The sequence below is a fragment of the Candidatus Oscillochloris fontis genome, from assembly GCF_004138135.1.
Classification (GTDB): domain Bacteria; phylum Chloroflexota; class Chloroflexia; order Chloroflexales; family Chloroflexaceae; genus Oscillochloris; species Oscillochloris fontis.
In genome coordinates this window covers 15,168-27,740 of the sequence record NZ_RYFD01000050.1, presented here as the reverse complement: position 1 = coordinate 27,740, position 12,573 = coordinate 15,168, and the positions used below count along the sequence as shown (strand labels likewise).

The following is a 12,573-nucleotide window of genomic DNA, read 5'->3' as shown; positions in this document are numbered from 1 at the left end:
CTTGCTGCGTTCGACTTGCATGCATTAGGCACGCCGCCAGCGTTCATCCTGAGCCAGGATCAAACTCTGCGTTGTTGACCGAAGCTTGGCTTGCGCCATTACTCCAGCTCTGTAATACGTGAACCCACTTGCTATCGTAGTTTAGTTGTCAAGGTGCGTGTTGGAGAACTATTAGGCAAAAACAAAACCAGGATATGTTCAGTGTTGCTGAACCTCCTGGCGACGTCTCTGAAATTAGGATTTCAGCGCGGTTCGCGGATGTTTTACCTAACTTGTTTGGTCTGCCTCGTTTGTTTGAGTGAGACCTCATTCGTTCCAACGTGTGTAGTATAGCACTCAGCCCCTATCTTGTCAAATCAGACATGCACAAAGGGTTTTTTGGCATTCTGAGGGGATGAATCAGGGTTGTCACCGGGCCACGGCGGGATTGATCTTGGACGAATTTTATGAAGATGTTAAGCGCCTATTATGCGAGTTCGGAGAGTTCGGCCCAACGGGTGAAGGCGGTTTCGATGGCCGCTTCGATCTGAGCGAGTTGATCGGCGATCTGTGCATAACGGGTATGATCATTGCCAGTCTGGTTGAGTTGTTCGCCAAGGAGATCACGCTGGGCTTCTAATTCGCTGATACGGCGTTCTAGGCTTTCGATCTCGCGGCGCTCTTTGCTATTCAGCTTGCGCGGGCCGCTCGGCGGCGGAGGTGTGGGTGCAGAACGCGGCTTGGCGGGTGTGGGTGGCGGCGTACTGGCCTGACGTGCGCGATACTCGCGATAGAGGCTGTAGTTGCCGGGATATTCGACAATGCGCCCTGCACCCTCAAAGGCAAAGATGCGTCCGACGACTCGATCCAGGAAATAGCGATCATGCGACACGGTGATCACGACGCCATTGAATTCGTCGAGGTAGTCCTCTAGCACCCCTAATGTTTGCAGGTCGAGATCGTTGGTTGGCTCATCAAGAATAAGCAGATTAGGGTTGTGGATGAGTTGGCGTAGCAGATAGAGACGCCGTCGTTCACCACCGGAGAGTCTTTCAATTGTTGTCCACTGCATCTCAGCGGTGAAGAGGAAGCGTTCGAGCATCTGGGTGGCCGCGACGAGGGCGCCATCACGTCCGCGTACCAATTCAGCCACCTCGCGGATGTAGTCCACCACGCGCATGGAGAGGTCTAGCCCGGCACTCTCTTGGTCGTAGTAGGCCATGTGAATGGTGGTACCGACACGAATTTCGCCGCTGTCGGGTTCAACCCGCCCCGCAATGAGGTTGAGGAGTGTACTCTTGCCACTTCCGTTGGGGCCGATGATGCCGATGCGATCATTGGCGCGGAGTTCTAGGCTGAACGCATTGATCAGGGAACGTTCGCCGTAGCGCTTACTGACGGCATGGAGTTCGAGAATGCGCTTACCGATGCGGCGTCCGGTTCCGAGATCGATCTCAACCGTACCCTGAGCAGCATCGGGGCGCTGCGCCATGAGGCTGTGTACACGTTCCACATGGGCCTTTTGCTTGGTGGTACGCGCCTGAGCACCGCGCCGCAACCAGGCGATCTCGCGGCGCAGCAGATTTTGGCGTGACTCTTCGGCGGCGGCTTCTTGCACCAAGCGTTCGGCCTTCTGTTCGAGGAAACTGGCATAGTTGCCGTTGTAGCTCGTCAGCCGCCCACGGTCAAGTTCGAGCATGCGCGTCACCAGGCGATCCAGGAAGTAGCGATCATGAGTGACGAGGATGAGCGCACATGGAATGCGGGCGAGATAGTCCTCCATCCAGGCGATGGTGTCGGTGTCAATATGGTTGGTTGGCTCATCAAGGATGAGCAGATCGGGCTGATCAACTAAAGCCCGTGCCATAGCAACCCGCTTGCGCTGGCCACCAGAGAGGATGGCGATAGGCGCGTTGACGTATTCAGCTAGCCCTAGTTCGGTGATGATGGTATGGGCGGCGGCTTCAGCATCCCAGGCACCGAGGGCGTCCATCTGCGGGGTGAGTGCATTGAGTTGCGCCAGCAGATCGTGGTTATGGGGTTGCTCGGCAAGTTGGGCGCTCACCTGCTCATAGCGCCGCAGGAGGCGAATGGTCGGCGAATCACCGGCAAAGACCGCCTCTAGGACGGTCTGTTGCTCTGGGAGTAAGGGGGCTTGGGGCAGGTAGGCAACGTGGGTGCCCCCGGCGAAGACGACGCGGCCAGTGTCGGGTAGCTCGATGCCGGCAATGATGCGCAGCAGGGTGCTCTTGCCGCTGCCGTTGACCCCAATCACGCCGATGCGTTCGCCACGGTTCATACCGAAGGTTACCTCTTGGAAGAGCGGGCGTTCGGCGTACTGTTTGCTGATCGTTTCGATAGAGAGGAGATTCATGGGGTCTACTATACCACTACTGATTAGGAGCGTCATTGCACCCGATCAAGGCATTCACCCTGACAAAGTTCTAATGGCACACTAACACTAGAGGCCCCCTCAAAGAGGGTTTTCAACGTACTATATATATAGGAGTAGGGGCGAAGCATCGCCCGCCAATGTAGTCTATATTCCCTAATGCTCCATGGAGGGCGATGCTTCGCCCCTACAAAGAGGAGCCCACGAATGTAGTCTATGTTCCCTATGCTCCATAGAGGGCGATGCTTCGCCCCTGCAAAGGAATATTAAGGAGTCTATCCATGTTCCCTCAAAAACCTGATCGTCAATCACCCGGCGGACGGATGAACCCATTTGGAGGTGGTTCGCTCTTTCGCTGGATGGCCTTCATTTTTGGGCTGATGTTGGTGTGGAATATTTTTGCGCTGCGACCAACTCCAACAACAATTAGTCTGCCCTACAGTACATTTCTCGACCAAGTGCAGGCGGGGAATGTGGAGCGGGTGGAACTGAATGATCAACGGGTGGAGGGCGTTCTGAAGAGGCCGGTCGCGGCGGGGGCGGGGGCAACAATCAGTGGCGGCTCGCCATTTGGGGCAACACCGAGTGAGGCAACGGACTTCACCAGTACCATTCCGGGGGTGGGGGATCTGGAATTGTTGCCGCTGTTGCGAGCACAGGGGGTCGAGATTGTTGCTTCGGTTGAGGAGCGCTCGCTGTTGTGGAGCATGGTGTTGACCTTCGGGCCGGTGTTGCTCTTTGTGGGCTTCTTCGTCTATATGATGCGCCAGCAGAACCGTGGGCAGCAGGGCGTATTTAGCTTTGGGCAGTCGCGGGCCAAGCTGAATAGTGGCGGGGATCGCCCGACCGTGACCTTCGCAGAGGTAGCGGGTTCGGAGGAGGCGAAGCGCGAACTGACCGAGGTCGTAGATTTCCTAAAGAACCCGGAGCGCTATCAGCAGCTTGGGGCGAAGATTCCGCGTGGGGTGTTGTTGGTTGGCCCGCCCGGGACGGGGAAGACGCTGCTGGCCAAGGCGGTAGCGGGCGAGGCGGGGGTGCCCTTCTTCAGTACGAGTGCGAGTGAGTTTGTGGAGCTCTTCGTGGGCGTAGGGGCCTCACGTGTGCGCGATCTCTTCGACCAAGCGCGGCGCAATGGGCCAGCCATCGTCTTCATTGACGAACTGGACGCGATTGGCCGTCAGCGTGGCACGGGAATGGGCGGCGGCAACGATGAACGTGAGCAGACCTTGAACCAGATCCTGGTGGAGATGGATGGTTTCGAGACGAGCGTGATGCCCGTGATCATCATTGCAGCGACCAACCGCCCGGATGTACTCGATCCGGCCCTGCTGCGTCCGGGGCGTTTTGACCGTCAGGTGACAGTGGGCTTGCCCGATGTGCGCGGACGGGAGGCGATCCTGCGCGTGCATATGCGGGGTAAGCCGGTGGCTAAGGATGTTGATGCGTCCATTGTGGCGCGGCAGACCCCTGGTTTTGCGGGGGCGGATCTGGCCAATTTGGTGAACGAGGCGGCCCTGCATGCTGCCCGCCACAGTGCGCGTATGATTGGGGTGCAGCACTTTGGCGAGGCACTCGATAAGATCGTGCTGGGCACCGAGCGCCCAGTGTTGATGAATGAGCATGAGCGGAAGGTGATCGCGTACCATGAGGCGGGTCATGCGCTGGTGTCGAGCCTGTTGCCCGAATCTGATCCGGTGAATAAGGTAACGATCATCCCACGTGGGCGAGCGCTGGGAGTGACGGAATATCTGCCGGAGGGGGATCGCTTCAACTATTCGCGCCAATATTTGCGCACTCAACTGGCGACGCTCTTTGGTGGGCGGGCGGCGGAACAGGTGGCGATTGGTGAGATTACAACTGGGGCCGAGAATGATCTCCAGCGTGCAACCCAACTGGCACGACGTATGGTGGGGCGCTGGGGGATGAGTGAGGAGATGGGGTTGCTCTTCGCCAGCGAAGGGGTGGAGAGTCCATTCTTAGGGCGTGAGATGGCCGGGCCACGCGATCATAGTGAGGCGACGGCGGCACGCTTGGATGAGGCGGTGCGCAAATTGTTGGAGGAGCGAATGGCGACGGCAATCGGTCTGTTGACGAAGAATCGTGGTATCTTAGACCGGCTGGCACAGGCGTTGCTCGATCATGAGACGATTGACCGTCAGCAGGTGGAGGCGATTATTCGGGGTGAGGATCTGCCACCGCCACCGGTCGGGGGAACACCGATACCCTCAACACAGGTCGAACGGGTGAATCCTATCGCAATGCCGAAACCGGGAATTGCGGTGGTGTAGGGAAGGAAACGTATCAGCATATGTTGGCCCAAGCCCTGACGGGGATACATGTCATTGAGGTAGCGGCCTATATTCCAGGGCCAGCCTGTACGCAGATTTTGGTGGGGATGGGGGCGCAGGTGACAAAGGTCGAGCGCCCCGGTGGTGATCCGATGCGGGTGATGCCGCCACTCGATGCGCGTGGTGAGAGTCCGCAGTTTCGCGTCCTCAATCGCGGCAAAGCGCACCTTACGCTCGATCTGAAGCTGGCGGAAGATGTGGCGCGGCTGCGCGAATTGGCGCAACGCGCCGATGTCTTGGTAGATGGATTCCGCCCTGGGGTGTTGGAGCGCTTGGGGGTGGGGGCATCCACACTCTGCGCGGCGAACCCGCGCTTGATCTACTGTGCGATCAGTGGGTTTGGCGCCACACCGGGAGATAGTGTATTGGCGGGGCATGACCTCAACTTTGTGGCACGTTCGGGCTTCCTGGCGATGACATCCGTGGATGGCGAGCCAGCCATGCCGGGGGCGCAACTGGCCGACCTGACGAGTGGCCTGATGGCGGCGACGACGATCCTGGGGGCGCTCCATGCACGCGAGCGCAGTGGACGCGGCGGGGTGGTTGATGTGCCGATGGATGCGGCGATGCGCTGGTTGATGGAGCCGTGGTATGCGGTGGAGCAGGCTGGGGTGCCAGTGAGCCGTGAGCGCGGGCATATTCTGGCGGGGGATCTGGCGTGTTATCGGATCTACCGCACGGCGGATGGCCGCCACCTAGCGGTAGCAGCGTTAGAAGCGCACTTCTGGGAGCGCTTCTGTAAAGCGATTGGACGCCCCGACTTGGCTGCGCACCAGCACGATGGGGATCAGGTGGGACTGGGGGCAGCGATAGCGACGGCAATAGAGGTGCGCCCACTAGAAGCCTGGGCACAGATCTTTGCGCAGGTGGATGCGTGTGTCACCCCGGTGCGGACGGTGGCCGAGGCGGCGGCAGAGGGTGTGGCGCATCTGGAGTTACCGGTGGGATAGAATGTGGAGGGTGTTTGGTAGCGTAGCTACCAAACACCCTCCACATAGAGATTATGGCGTCACCTGCGGACGCGACGCACGTAGCGACCTGAAGACCCGGCTGAACAGGACAACGCCAACGATAATGACCGTCGTGAGGATCAGGTTTTTGATGATCTCGGCCCCACCGAGCAGGCTGGGTTCGTTATTGATGTGGTTTCCACCACGCCCCTCGCCATGGCCGCCACGCGGGCGAAAGCCTTCTTGGTGTTCTTGGGTGCTGTCGGGCATAAAGCCGGAAGGGGCCGCACCCTGGCTAAAGGCGGGTGGGGCGTGATTATCGTTGGAGCCAAGAAAGGTGAGCAGACCTGCTGATGAGAAGCCCATGGTGATCGCAACGACGACCAACGCAGCAACGAGCAGGATGAGGGTTCGGGTGATGATCTTCATTGGGTAACCTCCTGGGCCGGGATCTCAGAGCGCACCTTGGGCTTGGGGGAGAGTGGCGCAAAGATGCGGGTAGTCGTCTTGATAATCCATGACCAGTGGAGGGCAACGTGGAGGGCAATGAGGATCACGCCAGCATCGGAGGTGAGACTGTGTAGACGGGTCCAGATTGGTGCGTGGGGCATGCGGATACCGAAGAGCGGCAGGATAACCTCAGAGATCATGATTCCAGTGAAGGTAACTAGTGTTATGTCAATAAAGAGTAGAATGTTGAGCAGGTAGTTGATGCGGGCGGAGGCGTGGGCGTGGCTCAAGAGCTTCTTGCCCACGGCGATGATCCATTGCCAGTGGATAAGCAAGTGGACAATGATCGCCGCTCCAAAGGCAATGCCGAGCCATTCGTGAATAGTAATGCCGGTAAAGCGCGGGGCGGTAGCAAGCAGGAAACCGACGAAGATGAGCAAGGCAATGATCAGGTTGGTGCGAGCAGTGATAGGTTGGCGTTTTTGTGATTTCATAGATGTAGGGTTTGGCTTTAGATAAACACTAGGGGCATCATAGCAAGCAGATTTTCAGAAGTTATGAATATTGGGCATATTTATGAATGCTCGCCCAAGCGCAGCGAGACATGACCGCCGAGGCGGCGGCGTGGCGATTGTGAGGGCGAGAGTTCGATCATCGCATAGGGCAATGCTGCCCCTACACCAAATGCACGAGCGCCTCCTGGGGCGTCCGCACCACCTCAATTCCCTCAAAACCCATACCAAGTTGCACCATTGTCGTCGCCATCGAGACTTGAATACCAGAGATCAACACACGGGCACCAAGCAACTTCACGGCATTGATGGTGCGCATAAGACTCTGCACGACACCCGTATCAAGGATTGCCACGCCCGACACATCAATAACGACCAGATGTACCCTGTTGGTATGCACCACCTCAAGCAGATGGGTGGTGAGACTCTGGGAGCGGCGGGTATCAATATGGCCAATCAGCGGCATGAGAATGACCCCATCGGCCAAACTGACCGCAGGCATTTCGAGCGAAGCCACCAACTCGATCAGACGCTGTTGAGCCTCATTCTGCTCAACCAACTCGTTCGCACGCGCTTCTGCTTCGGCGTGGGCATGCACAGCCTCCTGCGCTCGCTGGTTGGCAAGCACAACGGCTTGATCCGAGATCTTGATCAAGCGCAGAGCGATCAACCAGCTCACCGCTATCACCGTACCGATCCCGGCCATACTGACAAAGGGCAAGGCCGAGCCGAGACTATGCGGATCAGAGGCAAGCGTCGTCTGCGGAACCATCGCCGCCAACGCGACACCAATCAGCACCGTCAGCGTCCCAATTGGTAAGGCAATCATCCGCTGCTGACCGAGGCTCACCAACAAAGCGATGACGGTCAAAAATGAGGCAGCGATCAGCACCGTTTCACGGAAGATCATACCGCCAGCGACCGCTGCAGCAATCAGAGAGAGCACCAAGGGTAGCATGGCATACGCAAGAGCAATTCGCGGGAGTAAGGAGAGGGTAATGAAGCCACCGATCACCCCGATCCCCAACAACAAGGGGTATATGATCAGGCTTGCATTATTGGGAATGACGATGATCAGGACGAGCATGATCATCATCACCAATGCCCCTACACCTGCCACCATCAAGGCGATAAAGCGGATGAGTTGGCGCCGTGATTCGAGCACAAAGCTCTGCGAACTATCCATCACGCCTCCATTTGCAGGCCATAACCATATAGAGTGTCTTATCTCGCTCTCATCCTAGCACATATTGGAAATTTTTGAAGCAGCGACACATAACTCCTCAGGGCATGTGCAGAGTCACCTCCGGTGGGGGTGCGGGGGCGGCTGCGCCGCCCCCGCAGAATTTTTTGTGGTGTTTTGGCGGATTCGCCGCCAAAACACCACAAAAAATGGGGCTTGGGGTGCAGCCCCAAGGATTTTGCACATGCCCTGCATAACTCCTACACAGCGTAGTTTTCCGGTAATGAACTAGTTACACCTCAATAGTACGATGAACATAGATCATCTTACGGGAAGATGAGGATACATTACCGATAGGTACCCTATGAGTATCGGCGTTACCTGTTCCGCAAAACTAAACGAGCTCGTCACCAGTCTCTGGAGCAGCCCCGTCTTTGGGAACAGCTTCCCTGCTCAGATCAGCAAGCCGATGCTCACACGCATCAACCGGATCTACCAGCACTGCGCCGATGATCTCCTCGCGATTCTGGCCCATGCGCGGCCCGACCTAGACTCCCATGCACGACGGGCACTCGTGGATCAGATCGCCCCCAAGTCAGTCGCGTTTTGCGGCATTCTTGCGGCAGACGAGGTGGACGACCCAGAACGTTGTGCGGCGACCGCCATTGCAACCGCCCTGGTCTACCTTGGCGACCAGACGATTGATCGGGGCGATGAGGTGATGCTCTGGGTGCTTGAGCGTTTATCGCACACCGAGCATTTACGTCGCCAGGGTGCGCCATCACGTGGGCAAGCCGAGCGTTACTTGGCACTGCTGGGCGGTATGGTAGAGCAAGTCAATCTGATCGCACGACCCGAAGACCGCTTCGAGTTGTTACATCTTCTGATGAACGACACCTTGGTGCGCGAGGCACGGGTACTACGACTGAACCAGATCTTCCTCCAGGAGGATGTAGAGATCTTCTGGAACCAGTATGCGGAGGAGTTTGCCGAACAGATTGTGATGAACGCAGGATTCATCGCCGTAGCCTCGATGAACTACAGCGTACTGCGCCACACACAACCGCAATTGCCCTCGTTGGCGCTGGTGCTATCGAGCGATCCAACGATTGCCGCCGCGCTCAAAGCGGGCAGCGCGGCGTGCCGCATCTTTGACGAGGTGGGCGACCGAGTGATTGACCAGGGCAACACCCGTTGGGGCAAATTCTGTGTGAATCCGTGCAATCAGCGTGATCCACGATTCCTCAATGCACTCTGCGACTCGATGGGAATGAACAAATCTGAGGCGCGAAAGAACCTGTTGTCGGCCTTCTACACCGAGGACTTCAGCGCCGTAATTGAACAGACGAAAGCTTTCGTCCGTGAGCAATACGCCGCCATCCCCACTGACCTGAAGAAGGAATACGGCACGTTCCTACGGATCAGCCAGCGCGTCCTCGAAGCTGGTTGGGTCAACTTGATTGGTGACGAGCAGCTTATGGATAATTTGGGTAACTACCATAAGGCTGCGTAGGCTCTCAGGTATGGCATCCGCGAATCGTGATACATCCTTACTTATGTTCGTCCTCTGTAGTTGATCTGCTCTACCACAGAGGGATGGCGAGGCGATAGGATCATTCCGGTGGGCGCGTCGCGACGCGCCCCTATTGGTGCCGAAGACGGGACTCGAACCCGTAAGGGGTTGCTCCCAACGGTTTTTAAGTTCTGGGGAGGGCGTTCCGCCCACGTCCGCAGATGTCCATTTTTGGCTTCCTAGAGTGAAATATATTCCGCACCTGTGTTCTTTTTTTCACCATTGTTTGCCCGTTTGGCTACATGGTGGCTACATGCGGTGAACTGAAACCTGAGCAATCAACGGGCCGGTAATCGAGAAAAACCGCTTACGGAAAGCCAGCGCGTAGAGACGATCTGCGGAGGACATGGGAAGGTTCGCGATGCGTCGCCGTAGGCTCTGGCTACTCAGTCGGCGGGTGCCAGCCAGCGCTAATCCACAGCCGGCGGAAGCGCACCAGGACGGGACGATTCAAGTTCAGGCCAATCACCGTTGCCCGCCCAGATGCCGTCAGACCGACGATGATCGCGCCATTATCGTCCTAGGCGAAGTGCGCTTGCCACACCTGGCTGGTATCGAGGATTGAACATAGGGTTTGCCTGCGCTTCAGTTCCCGCCCTGGATTGTGGCCGCGCGTTCAGCACAATAGCATGGCACATATTGGCGGATCATCTGGTACAGGTGTGCGTGCGTTGTGCTGAGAGCAGCATTATAATACGCTCATACCGTCCTTGCTTATGGTCAAGTTCGCCCAAGAAGCCCAGCGCCCTTAGGTCAAGCCACCCTTGCTGCGCGGTGCATCCGGTGTGACGAGCCAGGGGTTACCAGGGGTGCCACCTGCTCTCCAAACATTAAATCGCTCCCTCATACAGTTGCTACAGGGGCGATCGCCGTCGACTCGTGAGCGAAGAAGACTCGTACTGTAGCGAAGCCCGGTAGTACACGAATAGCTGAACTACAGTCAAGATGTCCGTAGAGTTTAAGGGTACGGTTGCCCCCAAGCATGCCCTTAACAATACTCTTGTAGATCTGGCCATCGGTGCTAAGAAGATTGTAGGTCTTTGTGCTTATGTCTGACATGGCTCTGCTCCTATCTGAGTTAGCAAGCGAACAAGTGCTTGGCAAGCATACAGGCATGCGGCAGGATCAGCTTTGCAATCATGCAGGGCATCGCTTACAACCCCTTGATCAGCCCCATGAGCTTGTACTTGCGCCCGTGGGTCGCCCGCACGCCCGCGAGGTAGCGCTCCCAATCGTCTGCCGGGCCCGCAGCGCGGTAGGCGTCGCGAGCCCGGCGCAGCCAACTCACCGCCCGGTCATAGTGCTGGGCCTTCCCGCCGCTCATGATCGGCGCGGCCTGGGCGATGGCTTTCTTGATCACCCACTGGGGTCGGGCGGTGATCGCAGCGTCCATCACCAGCTCCAGCACACCGTAGCTGTCCCGCTCAGCCACCTTGATCGCGTCGTCGATCAGGCTCTCGTGCAGAAAGATCTCAGCCTGGGCCCGAGAACTCATCCAGCCCCCGGCGCCCGCACGCAGATGGCCGAGGAGCCGCGCACGCAGATCGGGCCAGCCCGCGCCAGCGATATCGCGGGCAGCCAGGTAGCGGGCCATATTCGGCTCGCTGGTGCAGGCCACCTCCGCCGCGCGCAGAGCCAGATCCTCCCGACCAAGGCCAGGCGCAAGTGAGGCCAGCCAGTCGCCCAGGGCGCCCCGCAGCCCATCGAGGGCCAGACCGTGCTCGGCGACCTGGAGCGCCGCGTCGAGATGGCCGCCCTCGCGCAACGCCGTGGCCAGAGCCAGGGAATCGGCGGCGCTGGCGAGGGTCTCGACGCCCGCCTTGACGGCCTCCTCCGTCCGGCCCAGGTGGGCCAGCATCAAGGCGCGCTCGCGGTGCAGCCCGTAGGCTGCGGCAAGGTTGAGATACTCATCCAACCGCTCCTGGCGCTCTAGGATGCACAGCCGGATCAGGGCCAGCTTCGGCCGCAGGCTGGTCGCTGGCGCTCCCATTATGGCGGGCGGCTCCTCATCCCACTCCTCCTCCACGTCCAGATCCTCGTCCTCGCTCCACTCCTCCTCCACATCCGGCTCTGCGACTGCGTCTACCTCGACTGCACTTGGCGCAAAAGTGAGCACCGGCTCGCCGCGCAGGGCGCGGATGATCTGCGGGTCGTGCCAGCCCTCCTGGGCGGCCCGCATCGCCAGCCGCATGCCCGAGTCGCTCCCGTAGTCGGCCGCATCGCCAGCCCACTCCGCGAGCTGCTCGGCCCACTCTTCCAGCTCGTCGGGCCTGAGATCCGCCGCGAGCAGCGCCTCGGCCCAGAGATCGCCCAGGCTGGCTAAGACAGTGCCAAGGGCGCCGTAGGAGTCGTCGAAGTCGTTCTGGCTCGCGTGACACTCCTCGGTGATCGCATCGAGCAGACTCAGCGCATTGGCGCTATCGCCGCCCTCAACGAAGCCGCGCACCTGGTCGAGGATCGCGCCCATGCCCTCGATGATCGTGCTGGATAGGCCGTCCTCGTCATAATAGTCGTCGTAGTCGCGGTACGACGCACGCAGCAGCGCACGCATCTGGCGCTGGATCGGGCCAACATCCACGGGCGGGCGTGTCGGGGCGGCACGGGGCGTGGCACGGGCCTGTGTCGCCGCGACCTCCCCCGCAATCACGTCGGCGAGGTCGGGCTGGCGCGCGACCAGGCGCAATAGCAAGCTCTGGATCTGTTCACGGTCGAGGAGCTCCAGCAGCGCCGCAAGGGGCGATGCGACCTGGACGCTCTCGGGCTGTTGGAGCGCGACGAGCAGGGCGGCGACGATATGCTTGCACCAAGCGCCTCCCCCAGCGGGGCAGGTGCAGGTCGCCACGGCCACGCCGCCCGCATCGAAAGTGACATACACGCGGTAGGGCTCGTACTGGCTGCCATGCACCAGCGCCTCCAGGGCACCATCGCGCAGCGTCAGGCCAGCGACCATGCCCTCACGCGCATAGCTCTCACCGCGGCTGAAGATCTCGCCTGCGGCGTGTCGGCGGATCACCTGCTTGCTAAGGCCGGGGACACCTCTCATGCGTACCTTCCTTAATATGCGTGTGGCTTATGCCTGGCCGGCGCAGGCCGGGCAGCGCAGCCCGCTGCGGCGGTCGAGTGCCAGGGTGTAGGTTGGATGGTCACATCTGGGGCAGTCCAGCGCGTCGGTCTTCTCGGTGAGCA

Annotated in this window: 9 protein-coding genes and 1 rRNA gene; 4 read left to right on the top strand and 6 right to left on the bottom strand. The window is 59.2% G+C overall.

Annotated elements, in window-relative coordinates:
* Positions 1-75: ribosomal RNA gene (locus EKD03_RS15525) — 16S ribosomal RNA — on the bottom strand; the annotation flags it as partial.
* 391 nt (positions 76-466) lie between these two features.
* Entirely contained in the window at positions 467-2,353 is a 1,887-nt protein-coding gene (locus EKD03_RS15520) for an ABC-F family ATP-binding cassette domain-containing protein (RefSeq protein ID WP_129632870.1), read from the bottom strand.
* 299 nt (positions 2,354-2,652) lie between these two features.
* Here EKD03_RS15520 and ftsH point away from each other — a divergent pair, with 299 nt between their 5' ends.
* A complete protein-coding gene (ftsH, locus tag EKD03_RS15515) occupies positions 2,653-4,659 on the top strand; it encodes an ATP-dependent zinc metalloprotease FtsH (RefSeq protein WP_238613548.1) in 2,007 nt (668 codons plus the stop codon).
* Between the two features lie 20 nt (positions 4,660-4,679).
* Positions 4,680-5,669 (top strand): CaiB/BaiF CoA transferase family protein, encoded by a 990-nt coding sequence (locus tag EKD03_RS15510; protein ID WP_129632867.1) that lies wholly within the window; start codon positions 4,680-4,682, stop codon positions 5,667-5,669.
* A 51-nt stretch (positions 5,670-5,720) separates the two neighbouring features.
* Here the strand turns inward: EKD03_RS15510 and EKD03_RS15505 are convergent, their stop codons facing one another.
* The 3 genes from EKD03_RS15505 to EKD03_RS15495 form a co-directional block, all read right to left on the bottom strand.
* Complete coding sequence (locus tag EKD03_RS15505; protein WP_129632864.1) at positions 5,721-6,098, bottom strand: hypothetical protein; 378 nt, start codon at positions 6,096-6,098, stop codon at positions 5,721-5,723.
* Positions 6,095-6,613 carry a DUF4405 domain-containing protein gene (locus EKD03_RS15500; protein ID WP_129632861.1) on the bottom strand — a complete coding sequence of 173 codons (519 nt, stop codon included), beginning with the start codon at positions 6,611-6,613 and terminating at the stop codon, positions 6,095-6,097. Before EKD03_RS15500 ends, EKD03_RS15505 begins: the two co-directional genes overlap by 4 nt.
* 181 nt (positions 6,614-6,794) lie before the next feature.
* The gene (locus EKD03_RS15495; RefSeq protein ID WP_129632858.1) at positions 6,795-7,817 is read right to left on the bottom strand and encodes an STAS domain-containing protein; all 1,023 of its coding nucleotides are present in this window, start codon (positions 7,815-7,817) and stop codon (positions 6,795-6,797) included.
* Positions 7,818-8,178: 361 nt separating this feature from the next.
* Between EKD03_RS15495 and EKD03_RS15490 the strand changes: the two genes are divergently transcribed.
* Both EKD03_RS15490 and EKD03_RS15485 read left to right on the top strand, forming a co-directional pair.
* Entirely contained in the window at positions 8,179-9,327 is a 1,149-nt protein-coding gene (locus EKD03_RS15490) for a hypothetical protein (RefSeq protein WP_129632855.1), read from the top strand.
* Between the two features lie 421 nt (positions 9,328-9,748).
* Complete coding sequence (locus tag EKD03_RS15485; protein ID WP_129632852.1) at positions 9,749-9,952, top strand: hypothetical protein; 204 nt, start codon at positions 9,749-9,751, stop codon at positions 9,950-9,952.
* A 588-nt stretch (positions 9,953-10,540) separates the two neighbouring features.
* On the opposite strand, the gene EKD03_RS15475 is transcribed toward EKD03_RS15485, so the two are convergent.
* A complete protein-coding gene (locus EKD03_RS15475) occupies positions 10,541-12,430 on the bottom strand; it encodes an SWIM zinc finger family protein (protein WP_129632849.1) in 1,890 nt (629 codons plus the stop codon).
* Positions 12,431-12,573: the final 143 nt, after the last annotated feature.